The organism is Actinoplanes sp. TFC3, assembly GCF_001553785.1.
In the GTDB taxonomy this organism is placed as follows: domain Bacteria; phylum Actinomycetota; class Actinomycetes; order Mycobacteriales; family Micromonosporaceae; genus Actinoplanes.
This window is the reverse complement of sequence record NZ_LOJP01000001.1, coordinates 5,825,009-5,841,471: the sequence shown is the minus strand read 5'-3', so window position 1 is coordinate 5,841,471 and position 16,463 is coordinate 5,825,009. Positions and strand designations below refer to the sequence as shown.

The window sequence follows — 16,463 nt, the reverse complement described above, 5'->3', positions numbered from 1 at the left end:
GATGTGTCGGCGTCTCGGCCGCCGGTTCCTGTGCCTCAACGGCGAGGTGTACCGGTAGGTTGCGGTCGATAACACCTGATATCAGCGGTATACGCGATTTACCGGTGTGGCGCGGTCGAACGGCCGGCTGCCACCCCTACGGGAGCGCCCCGATGGGCTTTGTTGCGCGCGGGGAGCATGCTGGGGGTCTGTCGCGAGAGGGGAACGACATGGGCAAGGCAGTGGCTTACCTGGTCGCCATGGTGGCCGGGGTGATCGTCGTGGGCTGGATCGCCGTCTCGGTGCTGCACTGGCTCGTCGGCGCGCTGGCGTACCTGATCGTCGGTGCGGTAGTGGTCGGCGGCGGCATCTACCTGTACGGAAAGGCCAAGAAGGGGCTGGCGCCCGGCACCCGCACCCAGATGCGCATCGAGGCCGCGCAGAAGACGTACCGGATGCGCAACCGGTAAGCGTTCCCCCGGGCGGCTAGGCTTGCGCTGTGTTTGACAACCTGAGTGACCGACTCTCCGGCATCTTCACCAAACTCCGGGGCAAGGGCCGGCTCACCGACGCCGACATCGACGCCACCGCGCGCGAGATCCGTCTCGCGCTGCTCGAGGCTGACGTCGCGCTGCCGGTGGTCAAGACCTTTATCGCGAACCTCAAGGAACGGGCCCGCGGCGCCGAGGTCTCCCAGGCGCTCAACCCGGCCCAGCAGATCATCAAGATCGTCCACGAGGAACTCATCGCGGTCCTCGGCGGCGAGGGGCGCCGGCTGCAGTTCGCCAAGCAGCCGCCGACCGTCATCATGCTCGCCGGCCTGCAGGGCTCCGGTAAGACCACGCTGGCCGGCAAGCTGTCCCGCTGGCTCAAGGGCCAGGGCCACCAGCCGCTGCTGGTCGCCTGTGACCTCCAGCGCCCCAACGCGGTGAACCAGCTGCAGGTGCTGGCCGGGCGCGCAGGCGTCGACGTGTACGCCCCCGAGCCCGGCAACGGCGTCGGCGACCCGGTGCAGGTGGCGAAGGACTCCATCGAGCAGGCCAAGCGGATGGCGAAGGACATCGTCATCGTCGACACCGCCGGCCGCCTGGGCATCGACGCCGAGATGATGCAGCAGGCCCGCGACATCCGCGACGCGGTCGACCCCGACGAGGTCATCTTCGTCATCGACGCCATGGTCGGCCAGGACGCGGTGAGCACCGCCGAGGCCTTCCGCGACGGCGTGGGCATCACCGGCGTGGTGCTCTCCAAGCTCGACGGTGACGCCCGAGGCGGTGCCGCCCTGTCGGTGCGCCACGTCACCGGCGAGCCCATCCTGTTCGCGTCCACGGGCGAGAAGCTCGAGGACTTCGACGTCTTCCACCCCGACCGGATGGCCAGCCGCATCCTGGGCATGGGCGACGTGCTGACCCTCATCGAGCAGGCCGAGCAGGCCTTCGACGAGGATCAGAAAGAGAAGATGACCTCCAAGCTGCTCGGTGGCGAGCAGTTCACCCTGGAGGACTTCCTCGACCAGCTCATCGCGGTGCGCCGGATGGGCCCGATCGCCAACATCCTGGGCATGATGCCCGGCATGGGCCAGATGAAGGACCAGCTGGCCGAGCTCGACGACAGCCACTTCGACCGGGTGGCGGCGATCATCCGCTCGATGACCCCGGGCGAGCGCACCAACCCCAAAATCATCAACGGCTCCCGCCGCGCCCGCATCGCCCGCGGCTCGGGCGTCACGGTGATGGACGTCAACCAACTGCTCAACCGCTTCACCGAAGCGCAGAAGATGATGAAGCAGATGGGCGGCATGATGGGCCTGCCCGGCGGAGGCCGGCGCAAGGCCACGAAGAGCCCGAAGAACAAGCGCAAGGGCACCAAGGGCGGCAACCGTCCCCGCGTGGGCGGCGCCCGGCCCGCAGGCTTCCCGGGCGGCATGCCCCAGCTCCCGCCGGGGCTCGACCCGAACGCGTTGGCCCAGGGTCAGGGGCTGCCGCCGGGCTTCAAGCTTCCCAACCTCGATTTCAACAAGCTCAACAACCCCAAACGCGACGACGACAAACACTGACACCATGGTCGTGTGACAAGTGGTCACATGTCTAGTAACGTGAGCGGCAGTCCACGTCCTTCGAGGGAGAAGCGATGACTGCCGCTCCGCACCGACTTGATGGTCTGGGCCTGGTCTGACGAGCAGAACGGGACCGTCGACGACCTGGCGAGCCTTCCTGAGGATCTTCGGGACCGGCATCCCCGCTCCCGGTGACCTCGACCTGCCGGCGCTGACCCGCGAATGGCGGGAGCCGTCCGGCGAGGCGTGACCGTGCAGGCCAGATACTCGAAGCGGACCGGGGGGATCGGGTAGACCTGACGCATGGCTTTGCATGTGCGTGGGGTTGTTCTGCCCGAGGGTGATGTTCGCGAGTTCTGGCTGACCGGCGACCGGGTCACCTACGAACCCGTTCGCGATGCCGAAACCGTTGTTGACGGCGGGTGGATCCTGCCGGGCCTGGTGGATGCGCATTGCCATCTCGGGATCCGGTACGGCGCCACGCCCATCGAGAGCCTCGACGAAGCGCGTGAGCTGGCGTTGCAGGACCGTGCGGCCGGGGTGCTGGCGTTGCGCGATGCCGGGTCGCCGTACCCGTATCCCGAATTGGACGACGAACCTGAGATCCCCAGGCTGGCGCGGGCTGGACGGCATGTTGCCTCGCCCCGGCGGTATCTGCGGGACATCGGCATCGAAGTGGAAGCCGCCCGCGTGGCCGAAACCGTTACCGCGCAAGCGAAGGCCGGCACCGGTTGGGTGAAGCTGGTGGGGGACTGGATCGACCGGTCCGTCGGTGACCTCGCGCCCTCGTGGGATGCCGCCACCATGACCGCCGCCGTTGAAGCCGCGCACGCCGCCGGCGCCCGAGCCGCCGTGCACACGTTCTCCGAGGAAGGCGTCGCCGCCATGGTCCGCGCCGGGGTCGACTCGGTGGAGCACGGCACCGGCTTGTCGGTGGATCTGGTTGACGAGATGGCCCGGCGCGGCACCGCGCTCGTACCCACGATGATCAACATCCGGACGTTCGGGAAGATCGCCGATCAGGCCCGGCCCAAATTCCCCGGGTACGCCGACCACATGATCGCCCTGCGCGACCGCTTCCCCGGCGTTGTCGTCGCAGCTCACGAGGCCGGCGTCCCCCTCTACGTCGGCACCGACGCGGGTGGCAGCATCCGGCACGGGCAGGCCGCCGAGGAGATGCTGCTGCTGCACGAGGCCGGCATCCCCGCCGTCGACGTGCTCGCGGCGGCATCCTGGCGGGCCCGCGCATGGCTGGGGTTCCCCGGGCTGGTGGAGGGCGGGCTGGCCGACCTTGTCGTGTATGACGAGGACCCGCGAGCCGACCTGCGCGTGGTCCGCCAGCCGCGCCGCATCATCCTGAAGGGTCGCGTCGTTCGCTGACCGCGCGCCCCGGCTAGGATCCTCACCCATGGCGCGCGTGCTCACTCCCCGGGCGGAAGACTTTCCCCGCTGGTACCAGGACCTGATCAACAAGGCTCGGATGGCCGACAACGGCCCGGTGCGGGGCACGATGGTCATCCGTCCGGCCGCGTACGCCATCTGGGAGCGGATGCAGGCCGAGATGGATGCCCGCATCAAGGAGGCGGAGGCGCAGAACGCGTACTTCCCGCTGTTCATCCCGGAGAGCTACCTGAGCCGTGAGGCGCAGCATGTCGAGGGCTTCTCGCCGGAGCTCGCGGTCGTCACGCACGCCGGCGGCAAGGAGCTGTCCGAGCCCATCGTGGTCCGCCCGACCAGCGAGACGATCTTCGGTGAGTTCATGGCCAAGTGGATCGACTCGTACCGTGACCTGCCGCTGCTGCTCAACCAGTGGGCCAACGTGGTCCGGTGGGAGCTGCGCCCGCGCACGTTCCTGCGAACCACCGAGTTCCTCTGGCAGGAGGGTCACACCGCGCACGCCACCGAGGCCGATGCCCGGGACTACGCGCGGCGCATCCTGCACTCGGTCTACGAGGACTTCATGGCCAATCTGCTGGCCATCCCGGTGGTGCCGGGCCGCAAGACCAAGGGTGAGCGCTTCGCCGGGGCCACCAACACGATGACGCTCGAAGCCATGATGGGCGACGGCAAGGCGCTGCAGATGGGCACCTCGCACGAGCTCGGGCAGAACTTCGCGAAGGCGTTCGACATCACGTACACCTCGCAGGCCGGCAGCGTCGAGCACGCCTGGACCACCTCGTGGGGCAGCACCACCCGCATGATCGGTGGCCTGATCATGGTGCACGGCGACGACAACGGCTTGCGGCTTCCGCCCCGGCTCGCGCCCGTGCAGGCCCAGATCATGGTGGTCAAGGCCGGCGAGGGCGTCACCGAGGCGGCGATCAAGCTGCGTGACGAGCTCAAAGCCGCGGGGGTACGCACAAAGCTCGACGACCGCGCCGACATCCCGTTCGGCCGTCGCGCCGTGGACGCCGAGCTGCAGGGCATCCCGGTGCGCGTGGAGGTCGGCCCCCGTGACCTGGCGGCCGGCAACGCCGTGGTGGCCCGCCGCACCGATGGCAGCAAGACGCCGGTCGCGCTCGGCGAGGTGGCTGCCACCGTTGCCGCCGCGCTCGAGGCCGACCAGCAGGCCCTGTTCGACAGCGCGCTGGCCCACCGCGAGGAGCGCACGGTCGACGTGAAGACGCTGGGTGAGGCGCTCGAAGCGGCGCAGACCGGCTGGGCGCGGCTGCCGTGGTCGGCGGTCGGCCCCGAGGGCGAGGCCGAGGCGAACGGCAAGGCGGTCACGGTCCGCTGCCTGGTCAACCCGGACGGCTCGGTGCCCGAGTCGGACGACAGCCCGGACGTGCAGGCGATTCTGGCCCGCGCCTACTGATGTTCCAGCCCGGGTCCACGGTTCTCTACCGCAACATCGACGGGCCGCGTTTGGCCTCCGTACGACCGTGCCGGGTGATCTCCGACGACGCGCGCGGGCTGCTGCTGTGGCTCGCGCGCGGCTCGGCGGTGCTGGTGGAGCAGGCCCTGGACGGGCGCGGCATCCGTGCCATGCCGTTCACCGAGTGGGTGACGCTGGACACGCACGTGGTGCCGGGCACCTGGCAGGGTCCGGGGCTGCTCAAGTTCATCCCGCCGGACGTCGACTACTCGGTCTGGTTCTTCCGCGACGACTATGACCGGTTCACGTCCTGGTACGTCAACCTCGAGCAGCGCGCCCTGCGCTGGGACGACTCGGCAACCGGGGGAGCCCGCGGGATCGACGTGATCGACCAGGATCTCGACATCGTCATCGCCCCGGACCGCTCATGGCAGTGGAAGGACGAGGCCGAGCTGGCCGAGCGCCTGGCCCTGCCCGAGCACTACTGGGTGCCGGACGAGGCCGCCCTCTGGGCTGAGGGCCGGCGCGTGGTCAAGCAGATCGAGGCGGGCGCCTTCCCCTTCGACGGCACGTGGACCGATTTCCAGCCCGACCCGTCATGGGAGCCTGTGGCCGAGGTCCCACCCGGCTGGGACCGTCCGCCCGTACCGCGCGCCTGATTTGGCGCTGGAAGTCCGGTTGTCAGGCCGAGTGGGAAGTGCTGCTTACCATCTGGCAGAATGGACGACTGGTATCCGGCATGTGAGAGGCGCCCTCTAACCCTTCTCGCGTTGCCAGTCCACGAGACATCGGTCCCGCATCCCCACGTGGGTTCCGTCGGCTCACCCACGTCATCACCTGGAGCGAAACAACCGTGGCCGTAAAGATCCGGCTCCTGCGGATGGGCAAGATCCGCAACCCGCAGTACCGCATCGTCGTCGCCGACTCGCGCACCAAGCGCGACGGCCGCGCCATCGAGTACGTGGGCATCTACCAGCCCAAGCATGACCCGTCGGTCATCGAGGTCAAGAGCGAGCGCGTGCAGTACTGGCTCTCGGTCGGCGCGCAGCCGAGCGAGGCCGTGCAGCGCATCCTCGAGAAGACCGGTGACTGGCAGCAGTTCAAGGGTCTGCCGGCCCCGCCGCCGCTGCTCGTGGCCCCGGAGAAGGCAAACCGTCAGGCTGCCTACGAGGCTGAGGCCAAGGCCGCCGCCGGCGTTGCCGAGACCCCGGTCAAGAGCACCCCGAAGAAGGCCAAGGCTGACAAGGCCGCCGCGCCGGAGGCCGCCAAGACCCCCGCCGCGCCGGAGGTCGCCGAGGGCCGCCCGACCGACACGAAGGCCGTCGACCCGGCCGAGCCCAACCGTGAGGCTGTCGCCGAGGACGCGAAGGACCCGGCCGGTGCCGGCGCCGACGCGAGCTGACGGGGCGCTCCGGCCTGCGCTGGAGCACCTCGTCAAGGGCATCGTCGACAACCCGGACGACGTCCGGGTCCGCATGGTCGACTCGCGTCGCGGCAAGCGGCTCGAGGTGCGCGTGCACCCCGAGGACCTGGGAACGGTCATCGGGCGGGGCGGGCGCACAGCCAAGGCGCTGCGGCAGGTCATCGGGTCGATCGGTGGGCGCGGCATCCGCGTCGACATCGTCGACGCCTACTGATCGGCTGTCGTTCGATGCTGCTGGTGGTCGGTCAGATCGGTAAGCCGCACGGCATTCGCGGGGAAGTTCTCGTGACCGTCCGGACCGATGATCCAGAGGCGAGATTCGCCGTCGGATCGGTGTTCACCACGGAGGTCCCCCGGGACCGCCGGGTGAGCGCCGGTCCGGCGTCCGCCGCCCCCACGCCCGGTGTGGCCTTCCAGGTGCCCGCCGAACTCACCCTCGAGTCGGTGCGCTGGCACCAGGGCAAGATCATCGCCCAGTTCGAGGGTCTGTACGACCGCAACCTCGCCGAGGCCCTGCGCGGGGTGTTCCTGCAGGTCGACAGCGCCGGCATCGCCGCGCCGGACGACCCTGACGAGTTCAACGACCACCAGCTCGTCGGGCTCTCGGTGGTCGACCAGAACGGCACCGAGCTGGGCATCGTCGACCGCATCGACCACGCGCCTGCCTCCGACCTGATCGTGCTGAAGAAGGCCGCCGGCGGCACCGCGCTGATCCCGTTCGTGACCGCCATGGTCCCCACCGTCGACCTGGCCGGTGGCCGGGTCGTCGTCGACCTGCCCGAGGGCCTGCTCGACCTCTAGGAGGTGTGCCCCCGCCGTGCGCGTCGACATCATCTCGATCTTCCCGGACTATTTCGCCCCGCTGGACCTGTCACTGATCGGCAAGGCCCGCGGCGCCGGGACCCTCGACCTCACCGTGCACGATCTGCGCACATGGACCGCCGACGTGCACCGCACCGTCGACGACACCCCGTACGGCGGTGGTCCCGGCATGGTGATGCGCCCCGAGCCGTGGTCGGCCGCCCTCACCTCGGTGGCCACGCCCGCCTCGCTGCTGGTGGTCCCCTCGCCCGTGGGCAAGCCGTTCACCCAGGCCGATGCCGCCGCGCTGGCCGCCCAGGAGCACCTGGTGTTCGCCTGCGGCCGGTACGAGGGCATCGACCAGCGGGTGATCGACGACGCGGCCGCCCGGATGCCGGTGCAGGAGATCTCGCTGGGCGACTATGTGCTGTTCGGTGGCGAGGTCGCAGTCATCGTGATCATGGAGGCGGTCACCCGGCTGCTGCCCGGGGTGCTGGGCAACGCCGAGTCGCTGACCGAGGAGTCGCACGGCGACGGGCTGCTCGAGGCGCCGGTCTACACCAAGCCGGCCACCTGGCAGGGCCACGAGGTGCCCGAGGTGCTGCGCTCCGGGGACCACGCGAAGATCGCGCGGTGGCGGCGGGAGCGGTCGCTCATCCGTACCGCGTCACGACGCCCTGATCTTTTCGAGGCCTACCCTGCCGAGAAGCTGGACAAGAAGGATCGCAGGGCCATCGAGGAGGCCGGATTTCGGATCCCGGGCTCAGGTGTGGCAAAGTAGGGAGGTTGCCGTTCGCTCCCACGCCGTGGTGGCGAACGAGGACCTGCCCTTTCACCAGGTCAGAATCACCCCATGTGCGCATCGAACTCCCGGTGCGCTCTGAGTAGCACGAGGATGCAGCGATGAACACGCTGGACGCTCTCGACCTCCAGTCGCAGCGCACCGACATTCCCGACTTCCGCGCGGGTGACACCCTGCGCGTGCACGCCCGGGTCGTCGAAGGTAACCGTTCCCGCGTCCAGGTCTTCCAGGGCGTCGTGATCAGCCGCCAGGGCGGCGGTCTGCGCGAGACGTTCAAGGTCCGGAAGATCAGCTTCGGCGTCGGCGTCGAGCGGACCTACCCGGTGAACAGCCCGCAGATCGACCGCATCGAGGTCGTGACCCGCGGTGACGTGCGCCGGGCCAAGCTCTACTACCTGCGCGAGCTGCGCGGCAAGAAGGCCAAGATCAAGGAGCTTCGCGAGAAGCAGACCGTCAGCTGAACCCCTCAGCGGTCCGAGCCGTACGGTTCCTCGGACTGACGTTCGGTGCGCTGCCCGGTTTGTAGAACAGAGCTAGGCTTGCGCACGTGACGGATGGGAATCAGTGCCGGTGCGGCGATCGCCGCGCTGGTGGGCCATTCGCACTACCGCCCGACCAACGCCCCGCAGGTGCTCCTGCGGGCAAGTCCGGGCGGTAGTGCTGTATCCGGGTCGATTCGCTCGGACGGCGGCGGGAGAGACGTAGCGTGGAACCGATGCAGGGGTATCGAGGCGCCTCCTCCGGGCGGCGTCGCGGCCGGGTCATCCGCCGCAAGGAGATGCCGCTCTGGCAGGAGCTTCCGCTGCTGCTCGTGGTGGCGTTCTGCCTGGCGGTGCTGATCCGCACCTTCCTGGTCCAGGCGTTCTTCATCCCCTCCGGTTCGATGCAGACCACCTTGGAGATCAAGGACCGTGTGCTGGTCAACAAGGTCGTCTATGACATGCGCGACCCGGTGCGCGGCGAGATCGTGGTGTTCCGCGGCCCCGACAACTGGGAGTCCGAGCAGCCTGCGACACCGCTGAGCAACACCTTCGGGGCCAAGCTCGGCCGGACCATCGGCGACCTCGTCGGGGTCAGCCGTCCGGGTGAGCGCGACTTCATCAAGCGGGTGATCGGGCTGCCCGGTGACAAGGTGGCCTGCTGCGACGCGCAGGGCCGGATCACGGTGAACGGCCAGCCGATCGACGAGCCGTACATCTCCGAGAATTCCCCCCTAGACGCGCCGCCCAACCCGCGCCAGTGCAGCAGCCGGCGCTTCACCGAGGTGACCGTCCCGGCGGGTGAGATGTTCGTCATGGGCGACCACCGGCTGGTCTCGCAGGACGCGCGCTGCCAGGGCCCGGTACCGATCGACAACGTGATCGGCCGGGCCTTCGTCATCGTGTGGCCGACCAGCCGCTTCACCAGCCTCTCCGTGCCCGCCATCTGGACGTCGTACGCGGCCGAACATCCGGTCGGCGCGGCCCCGCTGGGTCGTCCACCGGCCCCGCAACCCGATCCGGCCAGCACGGCAGTGATGCTCCCGTTCTTCTTAAGTGTCGGCGTATCCGCGCGTTCCGGACTGTGCATCCGTCCCCGGCGACGTAGGCTCCGGTCGTGATTGACGAGCAGACCGGCGAGAAGCGCCGTGGTTCCTTCTGGCGCGAGCTCCCGATCCTGGTGGGCGTGGCGATCCTGGTCGCGGTCCTGGTGCGGGCATTCGTCCTGCAGACCTTCTACATCCCGTCGCCGTCGATGGAGCACACCCTCAACATCTGGGACCGGGTGCTCGTCAACAAGCTGGTCTACGACTTCCGTGAGCCCCGCCGCGGCGAGATCGTGGTGTTCAAGGCGCCCTCGGACTGGCAGAGCGGCACCGAGGGCGAAGACTTCATCAAGCGCATCATCGGCGTCGGCGGCGACCACGTGGTCTGCTGCGACCCCCAGCAGCACCTGATGATCAACGGTCACTCGCTCACCGAGCCGTACATCTACAAGGACGTCGACGGCAACCAGGACCCGGCCGCCGACGAGCCGTTCGACATCACCGTGCCGCAGGGGCGCCTGTGGGTCATGGGTGACCACCGCTCGGCCTCGGGCGACTCCCTGGAGCACTGGGAGCAGACCGAGAACATCGAGGAAGCCACGATCAAGTCCGACTCCATCGTCGGCCGGGCGTTCACCGTGTTCTGGCCGGTGAAGCGAGCCACCTGGCTGTCGGTGCCCAAGTCGTTCGACGACGTGCCGGACGCGCCCAGGACCAAGTGAGGCCCGCGGCACCCGCTCTCAAGATCGATGAGCGGCGCAATAGGCTTTAGCCGTGACGTACATTCAGCGACGAGCGGCGCGGGTGTTGCTGATCGATGACAAGGACCGGGCGCTGCTGCTGCGCGGTGGTGACCCGGCCCGGCCCGGCGAGCACTGGTGGTTCACTCCGGGCGGCGGCCTGGACGAGGGGGAGACCCCGGCGCAGGGCGCGGCGCGCGAGCTGTTCGAGGAGACCGGCCTGCGCGTGGACGCCGCCGAACTCGGCGAGCCGGTGCACCACGAGGTCGCCGAGTTCAGCTACCGCAACCGGCACTATCAGCAGAGCCAGCACTTCTTCGTGCACCGCGTGCCGAGCTGGGAAGTGTCCACCGCCGGGTTCGACGCCGACGAGCAGCAGACCATCACCGAGCACCGCTGGTGGTCGGCCGCCGACGTGGAAGCCTCGCCCGAGCAGATCTTCCCGCTCGATTTGGCCGGCCTGATCCGCCGGGCCGGCGTGCTGGGAGCCGCCTGATGCTGACCCCACCTCGCACTGTGGTGCGCCGCGAAGCCGGGCTCTACGCCATCGAGCAGGCGCTGCACCGCCGGGGCTTTCGCTACGTGGCCGGTGCCGACGAGGCCGGCCGCGGTGCCTGCGCCGGGCCGCTGGTCGCCGGAGCGGCCATCCTGCCCGAGGGCAAGCGCGGCGAGATCGAGGAGCTGGCCGACTCCAAGCTGCTCACGCCGGCGGCTCGCGAGCGTGTCTACGAGCAGGTGGTCAAGCGCGCCCTGGCCTGGTCGGTCGTTATCATCCCAGCGACCGAGGTCGACGCCCGCGGGCTGCACGTGTGCAACCTCGCCGCGATGCGCCGGGCGCTGGCCTTGCTGAGCACCCCGCCGGAATACGTGCTGACCGACGGGTTTCCGGTCGACGGGCTGGGCGCCCCCGGGCTGGCGGTGTGGAAAGGTGACCGGGTCGCGGCCTGCGTCGCGGCGGCCAGCGTGCTGGCCAAGGTCACCCGCGACCGGCTGATGGTCGAGCTGGACGGCAAGTTCCCCGGCTACGGCTTCGCGGTGCACAAGGGCTACATCACCGAGGAGCACAGCACCGCGCTCACCGAGCGTGGCCCGTGCGCCGAGCACCGGTTCTCATATGTGAACGTCGCCGCCGCCTCCGGGCGCGGCAACCGCCCGCCGCGAGCCCGTCGGCCGGCCTCAGCCGCCGCGCCCGGGGCCGAGCCGCTGATGCTCTGGGCGGACAGTGAGGGTACCGTCGGCGTGGCGTCGGGCGAGCAGCCTCGGCCGCCGGTGCCGGTGGGGGAAGATGAGGCAATGGAGGGCGAGAAGCGATGAGCGCAGAGGATCTCGAGAAGTACGAGACCGAGATGGAGCTGCAGCTCTACCGGGAGTACCGCGACATCGTCCGTCAGTTCTCGTACGTGGTGGAGACGGAGCGCCGCTTCTACCTGGCCAACCAGGTGGACCTGCACGTGCGCAACTCCGACGGCGAGGTGTACTTCGAGGTCGAGATGCATGACGCCTGGGTCTGGGACATGTACCGCCCGGCCCGGTTCGTCAAGAACGTGCGGGTCATGACGTTCAAGGACGTCAACGTCGAGGAGCTGGAAAAGCCAGACATCTCGCTCCCGGACGAGCCGGGCTTCGGCGGCTGATCCGCACCGCCAGCGAGTTGTCCACAGGGGGAGCCACGCCCGGTTGCCGTTTTCGGCAGGATGCCGGGCATGGCTCTCCTGCTGTCTCTGCTGATGTTCGGGTGGCCCGTCGCGGGCCCGATCAGCCGGCGCTTCGACCCGCCCGCGCAGCCCTGGCTGGCCGGTCACCGCGGCGTCGACCTGTCGTCCTTCCCCGGCGCCCCGGTCCGCGCGGCCGGTGCCGGGAGGATTGTCTTCGCGGGGCTCGTGGCCGGCCGGGGTGTGGTCAGCATCGCGCACGCCGACGGCCTGCGGACCACCTATGAGCCGCTGTCGCTCGGCGTCGTCCGGGTGGGCTCGGCGGTGGCGGCGGGTGCGCAGATCGGTTTTCTGTCACCCGGTCACCCCGGCTGCCCCACGGAAGCCTGCCTCCACTGGGGCCTGCGGCGCGGCGCCGGCTACCTGGATCCCCTGACCCTGCTCGGCGCCGGTGCGGTCCGCCTGCTTCCCGTGTCCCGGCTGGCCGGGGCTCAGTGATGTTCGGCGAGCAGTTGCGGCAGATGCTCGGCCAGGCGGTCGTATTCCTCCGCGCGGTTGTACGCCTGGGCGCTCAGCCGCAGCCAGCCGCGCCCGCCCCACGGGTTCAGCGCGACCTCGATGGCCAGCTTGTCGGCGATGAGCTGGCGCAGCGCGGATGCCTCGGGCCGGGTGGCCGCCACCCCCGGGGGCATCGGCACGATCCGCATGGCCGCTTCCGGCGACCCGGGATCGGGCAGCTCGGTGCGGGCCAGGCCCAGCGCCTCCCCGACCACCCGCTGGCCATAGGCGGCCAGCTCGGCGTTGTGCCGCCGCACGGTGCCGGCACCCAGCTGGCGCATGGTGAACAACCCGGCCGGTGCCGCCAGCCAAGCCGAGTAGTCCAGCGTCCCCTGGAATTCCACGTTGTGCGGGAAGCCGCTCTCCTGCTCCCACGAGACGACCAGCGGCTCGATCCGGCGCCGCCAGGCCGGGGACACGCTGAACAGCCCGGTGGCCCGCGGCGCATAGGCCCACTTGTGCAGGTTGCCCACCCAGAAGTCGGCGCCGATCCGGTCGACCTCCAGCGACAGCATGCCCGGCGCGTGCGCGGCGTCGACCAGCACCGGGATCTCATGCTCGCGCGCCGCCGCCACGATGTCGCGCACCGGCAGCACCTTGGCGGTCGGCGAGGTCAGCTGGTCGACGATCAGCAGCTTGGTCTTGCCGGGCCGCAGCGCGTCGCGGATCCGGCCCACCACCTCGGCATCCGTGGCCAGCAGCGGCACCGCGACCGTCCGAGCCGTGGCCCCGTCCCGGCGGCATTGACGTTTGGCTGCCATCTCGTTGGCGCCGTAGCCGTGATCGGTGAGCAGCACCTCATCGCCGGGCTTCAGCCGCACCGATTGCAGGGCCAGCGAGACGCCCGCCGTCGCGTTCGGCACCAGCGCGCTGCCGTCCGGGTCGGCCCCGAGAAACTGGGCCAGGTGACGTCGGGTGTGGACGATACGGTCGCCCAGCGCGGTGCCCGCGTAGAACGCCATCGGATTGCGGTCGGTTTCGTCGCGCAGCCGCTGCTGGGCCCGTTGCACGCCGATCGGCACGGCCCCGAACGAGCCGTGGTTGAGATAGGCGATGCCGGGGTCGAGCGAGAAGAGGAGCCGGGCTCCCGGGATGGGCGGGGGCGGATCTCCGGCGCTCACGCTGCGATCGTACGACACGAGCCCGCTGGCGTTTACGAATTCTTCAAGCTCTCGGGTGAGCCTGCTCGAACGCCGCGCGCAGCCGTTCCGTCGATACGTGGGTGTAGATCTGGGTGCTCGACAACGAGGCGTGTCCGAGCAGATCCTGCACCGCCCGCAGATCGGCACCCCCGTCCAGCAGATGGGTCGCCGCCGAGTGCCGCAGATCGTGCGGGCTGGTGTGCGGCAGCCCGGCACGCTGCGCCGCCGCAGCCACGATCCGGCGCACCACGGTCTGCTGCAGGCGACCCCCGCGCGCCCCGAGAAAGAGGGCATCCTTGCTGCCCGGGTGCGCCAGCTTCGGCCGTCCGTCGCGCAGCCAGGCATCAAGGGCGCGCTGGGCCGGCACGCCGTAGGGGACAGCCCGCTCCTTGGCGCCTTTGCCGAACACGCGGACCACCCGCCGGGACTCGTCCACGTCGGCGAGGTCGAGCCCGCACAGCTCGCTCACGCGCACCCCGGTCGCATAGAGCAGCTCGAGCACCGCTGTGTCGCGTACCGCATGGGGGTCATCGTCCGTGCGCTCGACCAGATCCGCCGCCTGCTCGGCGCGCAACACCGACGGCAGGTCGCGATGGGCCTTCGGGCTGGCCAGCGAGGCTCCGACGTCGGAGTCGCACAACCCGGCCCGCATCGCCCACACGGTGAAGGTGCGCGCTGCCGCCGCCCGCCGAGCCTGCGACGTGCGCGCGGCCCCGTCCGCCATCCGCCGGGCCAGCCAGGCCCGCAACACTCCGATGTCCAGATCCCCCGGCGCCGCGCAACCGGCCTCGGCGGCATGGGCAAGAAGGGAGACCACGTCACCCACATACGCGCGCACGGTATGAGCTGATCGGTTGTCAACGCGCGCCAGCTGCAGCCCGAAATCGTCAACCGCCTGCCGCAGGGCCGGTGGCAATGCCTCATGGGCGTCCCGGGTGCTCAACGGTTGCTCCACCTGCCTATCATCGCGCCTGTCGAGCCGTTTCTGCTCGGCCGGTTGCTGTTCGGCCGGTTGGGCGTTTGCTGTTCGGCCGGTTGGGCGTTTGCTGTTCGGCCGGTTGGCTGGTTTCGCTTGGGGGTGCGGATCAAGTGCGTTCGGTGGTTGCGCTGGTAGCCCTGCTTGCCCTGACGGCTGGCTGTGCTCCCACATCATCATCCACCGGTACGCCCCCAGCTCACGACGCCCTCGGCAACGCCCCGTCGGTCTCCTCCGGGTTCTCGTCCCCGTCGGGGAACATCGGCTGCTACCTCACTCCGGCCAAGGTCCGCTGCGACATCGCCAAGAAGACGTGGCAAGCACCTGCGAAGCCGGCCGACTGCCAGCTCAGCTACGGCTCTGGGATCACCTTGGCGAGCGCGGCGCAGTTCGTTTGTGCTGGTGACACGGTTCTCGGCCAGCCCTCTGCGCCCGCCCTGCCCTACGGGGAGTCCAAGCAGGCGGGTGATCTTCGCTGCCAGAGCTCCCAGGCCTTCCTGCGGTGCGAAAACGTGGCCACCCAGCACGGCTTCACCCTGGCTCGCGATCAGTACGACCTGTGGTGACCGTTTCCCAGCGCCCCGCCGTGGCGGTCCTGCGTTTTCTGTCGTACCCCGCGGCGCCAGCGTTCCGCCGTGGTGAACCTGGGTTTCTGTCGTACCCCGGCGTTAGCGTCCCGCCATGGCGAACTGGCAGAAAATCGAGCAGGATCATCCGGAGTTCGCGGCCAAGGTGAAGGCCCGCTTCGAAGCCGGCACCAACAAGACGCTGGCCACCCTCCGCCGCGACGGCTCCCCCCGGATCAGCGCCATCGAGCTGGTCCTCACCCCCGAGGGCGAGATCACCTTCGGCTCCATGCCCGGGGCACGAAAGCTGCAGGACATTCATCGGGATCCCCGAATAGCCATCCACAGCCCCACAGTGGAACCGCCCTCCCCAGCCGGCGACGCCAAACTGACTGGTCTCGCGGTCCCGTTCCAGGCCCCGGAGAAGGACGCGGTCGCCGACGCTGGATATTTCCGGGTGGAGGTGAAGGAGATGTCTTTGATGTACGTGGGCGAGCCGGCTGATCATCTCGTGATCGAGTCGTGGGATGAGGTTCACGGGTATCGGCGGCGTACGCGGAAGTAGGGAGTGGGTGGTTGGTTCTTTTCCGTAGGGGCGGCCTGCTTCGGCGTGGGGCGAGGGCTGCGCGGGCGCAACCCTCGCGTCGCGAAGCGGCAGCGCCGCTCGGCCGGGTTAACGCGGGACCTTCATTGCGTGCGGGCAGAGGCCTCGCTGGCCGCATCCGCCTGCGGCACGACCTAGCAGCGACGCCCGGACGATAGGCGCAGGGCTGTCGCCTTGGGGCCGGGCGGTCAGGGGCGGGTCACTTGGACGCGGTCGGCGGGGAGGACTGCGGTTGTGCCGTCGGGGGCTGTTATCACCAGGACGGGGACGCCTTCGCCCAGGCGGTGGGCGCGGCGTTCGGCGTCGGTGGGCATGCGGGCGCTGGCTCGGTCGCCTCGGGCCAGGGGGATCACTTCGACGGGCTCGGGGACTCGGACGAAGGTCCCTCGTGGGCGGTCGACGGTGACGAGGCCTTCGGTGCGGAGCTGGCCGATGGCTTGGCGCACGGTGGTGCGGCTGATGCCGTACTCCTGCGCCAGGCGTAGCTCGCTCGGCAGGGGCTCGCCGGGGCCCAGTGCACCGGATTCGATCTGGTTGCGCAGGAGATCCGCGAGCTGGCGGAACACCGCACGGTCAGCCGAGGGATCGATCATGACTGACACACTACGTGGTCACGATGCTCCATAGCACTGTACGTACGGCAAGACGTCGTTACGTCAACTTCCCGTCTGACTCCGGCTGCCGGCCCGGCCGAGAAGCCGATCCTACGCGTCCGGGGACGGCGTTCCGATCGGCTGCTCAGCGGCGGGACCGTCACGGTCAGGAACGCCGGGGGCGGGGTGTTTGCGCCGGTGGGAGGGGACTTGCGCGGGTGGGTTCGGGGC

General features: G+C 69.7%; 20 protein-coding genes and 1 pseudogene. 18 read left to right on the top strand and 3 right to left on the bottom strand.

Features of this window, described 5'->3' with window-relative positions:
* The first annotated feature begins 209 nt into the window (after nucleotides 1–209).
* The 16 genes and pseudogenes from TFC3_RS26290 to TFC3_RS26215 form a co-directional block, all read left to right on the top strand.
* Nucleotides 210–449, top strand: a complete 240-nt coding sequence (locus TFC3_RS26290) for a hypothetical protein (protein ID WP_067505256.1) — start codon at nucleotides 210–212, stop codon at nucleotides 447–449.
* A gap of 29 nt (nucleotides 450–478) precedes the next feature.
* Nucleotides 479–2,035 (top strand): signal recognition particle protein, encoded by a 1,557-nt coding sequence (gene ffh / locus TFC3_RS26285; protein WP_067505253.1) that lies wholly within the window; start codon nucleotides 479–481, stop codon nucleotides 2,033–2,035.
* A 303-nt stretch (nucleotides 2,036–2,338) separates the two neighbouring features.
* Nucleotides 2,339–3,415: an amidohydrolase family protein gene (locus TFC3_RS26280; protein ID WP_067505250.1), complete on the top strand. Its 1,077-nt coding sequence runs from the start codon at nucleotides 2,339–2,341 to the stop codon at nucleotides 3,413–3,415.
* A gap of 28 nt (nucleotides 3,416–3,443) precedes the next feature.
* Nucleotides 3,444–4,850 (top strand): proline--tRNA ligase, encoded by a 1,407-nt coding sequence (gene proS, locus TFC3_RS26275; protein WP_067505247.1) that lies wholly within the window; start codon nucleotides 3,444–3,446, stop codon nucleotides 4,848–4,850.
* The gene (locus TFC3_RS26270) at nucleotides 4,847–5,509 is read left to right on the top strand and encodes a DUF402 domain-containing protein (RefSeq protein ID WP_067507635.1); all 663 of its coding nucleotides are present in this window, start codon (nucleotides 4,847–4,849) and stop codon (nucleotides 5,507–5,509) included. Before proS ends, TFC3_RS26270 begins: the two co-directional genes overlap by 4 nt.
* 194 nt (nucleotides 5,510–5,703) lie before the next feature.
* Nucleotides 5,704–6,252 (top strand): 30S ribosomal protein S16, encoded by a 549-nt coding sequence (rpsP, locus tag TFC3_RS26265; RefSeq protein WP_067505245.1) that lies wholly within the window; start codon nucleotides 5,704–5,706, stop codon nucleotides 6,250–6,252.
* Nucleotides 6,230–6,487 (top strand): RNA-binding protein, encoded by a 258-nt coding sequence (locus TFC3_RS26260; protein ID WP_015624940.1) that lies wholly within the window; start codon nucleotides 6,230–6,232, stop codon nucleotides 6,485–6,487. Before rpsP ends, TFC3_RS26260 begins: the two co-directional genes overlap by 23 nt.
* Before the next feature lie 17 nt (nucleotides 6,488–6,504).
* Nucleotides 6,505–7,074 carry a ribosome maturation factor RimM gene (gene rimM / locus TFC3_RS26255; RefSeq protein ID WP_173745402.1) on the top strand — a complete coding sequence of 190 codons (570 nt, stop codon included), beginning with the start codon at nucleotides 6,505–6,507 and terminating at the stop codon, nucleotides 7,072–7,074.
* A gap of 16 nt (nucleotides 7,075–7,090) precedes the next feature.
* Nucleotides 7,091–7,855 (top strand): tRNA (guanosine(37)-N1)-methyltransferase TrmD, encoded by a 765-nt coding sequence (trmD, locus tag TFC3_RS26250; RefSeq protein WP_067505240.1) that lies wholly within the window; start codon nucleotides 7,091–7,093, stop codon nucleotides 7,853–7,855.
* A 122-nt stretch (nucleotides 7,856–7,977) separates the two neighbouring features.
* Complete coding sequence (gene rplS / locus TFC3_RS26245) at nucleotides 7,978–8,337, top strand: 50S ribosomal protein L19 (protein ID WP_067505237.1); 360 nt, start codon at nucleotides 7,978–7,980, stop codon at nucleotides 8,335–8,337.
* Nucleotides 8,338–8,591: 254 nt separating this feature from the next.
* Nucleotides 8,592–9,476 carry a signal peptidase I gene (gene lepB, locus TFC3_RS26240; protein WP_067507632.1) on the top strand — a complete coding sequence of 295 codons (885 nt, stop codon included), beginning with the start codon at nucleotides 8,592–8,594 and terminating at the stop codon, nucleotides 9,474–9,476.
* On the top strand, nucleotides 9,473–10,123 hold the full coding sequence (lepB, locus tag TFC3_RS26235) for a signal peptidase I (RefSeq protein ID WP_067505234.1): 651 nt from the start codon (nucleotides 9,473–9,475) through the stop codon (nucleotides 10,121–10,123). The genes lepB (TFC3_RS26240) and lepB (TFC3_RS26235) overlap by 4 nt, the downstream gene beginning before the upstream one ends.
* Nucleotides 10,124–10,175: 52 nt before the next feature.
* Complete coding sequence (locus tag TFC3_RS26230; protein ID WP_067505231.1) at nucleotides 10,176–10,637, top strand: NUDIX hydrolase; 462 nt, start codon at nucleotides 10,176–10,178, stop codon at nucleotides 10,635–10,637.
* Nucleotides 10,637–11,455 carry a ribonuclease HII gene (locus TFC3_RS26225; RefSeq protein ID WP_067505228.1) on the top strand — a complete coding sequence of 273 codons (819 nt, stop codon included), beginning with the start codon at nucleotides 10,637–10,639 and terminating at the stop codon, nucleotides 11,453–11,455. Before TFC3_RS26230 ends, TFC3_RS26225 begins: the two co-directional genes overlap by 1 nt.
* Nucleotides 11,452–11,775 carry a DUF2469 domain-containing protein gene (locus tag TFC3_RS26220; RefSeq protein ID WP_067505225.1) on the top strand — a complete coding sequence of 108 codons (324 nt, stop codon included), beginning with the start codon at nucleotides 11,452–11,454 and terminating at the stop codon, nucleotides 11,773–11,775. Before TFC3_RS26225 ends, TFC3_RS26220 begins: the two co-directional genes overlap by 4 nt.
* A gap of 39 nt (nucleotides 11,776–11,814) precedes the next feature.
* A pseudogene (locus TFC3_RS26215) lies at nucleotides 11,815–12,291 on the top strand (M23 family metallopeptidase); the annotation flags it as partial.
* Here TFC3_RS26215 and TFC3_RS26210 read toward each other — a convergent pair.
* Nucleotides 12,285–13,472: an aminotransferase class V-fold PLP-dependent enzyme gene (locus TFC3_RS26210; protein WP_067507629.1), complete on the bottom strand. Its 1,188-nt coding sequence runs from the start codon at nucleotides 13,470–13,472 to the stop codon at nucleotides 12,285–12,287. The pseudogene TFC3_RS26215 and the gene TFC3_RS26210 overlap by 7 nt on opposite strands.
* A gap of 43 nt (nucleotides 13,473–13,515) precedes the next feature.
* Nucleotides 13,516–14,448 carry a tyrosine recombinase XerC gene (locus TFC3_RS26205; protein WP_067505219.1) on the bottom strand — a complete coding sequence of 311 codons (933 nt, stop codon included), beginning with the start codon at nucleotides 14,446–14,448 and terminating at the stop codon, nucleotides 13,516–13,518.
* 134 nt (nucleotides 14,449–14,582) lie between these two features.
* Between TFC3_RS26205 and TFC3_RS26200 the strand changes: the two genes are divergently transcribed.
* Both TFC3_RS26200 and TFC3_RS26195 read left to right on the top strand, forming a co-directional pair.
* Nucleotides 14,583–15,035 (top strand): DUF6636 domain-containing protein, encoded by a 453-nt coding sequence (locus TFC3_RS26200; RefSeq protein WP_201787217.1) that lies wholly within the window; start codon nucleotides 14,583–14,585, stop codon nucleotides 15,033–15,035.
* A 115-nt stretch (nucleotides 15,036–15,150) separates the two neighbouring features.
* The gene (locus TFC3_RS26195; protein ID WP_067505216.1) at nucleotides 15,151–15,600 is read left to right on the top strand and encodes a pyridoxamine 5'-phosphate oxidase family protein; all 450 of its coding nucleotides are present in this window, start codon (nucleotides 15,151–15,153) and stop codon (nucleotides 15,598–15,600) included.
* A 227-nt stretch (nucleotides 15,601–15,827) separates the two neighbouring features.
* Here TFC3_RS26195 and TFC3_RS26190 read toward each other — a convergent pair whose 3' ends face one another.
* A complete protein-coding gene (locus tag TFC3_RS26190) occupies nucleotides 15,828–16,232 on the bottom strand; it encodes a winged helix-turn-helix domain-containing protein (RefSeq protein WP_067505214.1) in 405 nt (134 codons plus the stop codon).
* Nucleotides 16,233–16,463: the final 231 nt, after the last annotated feature.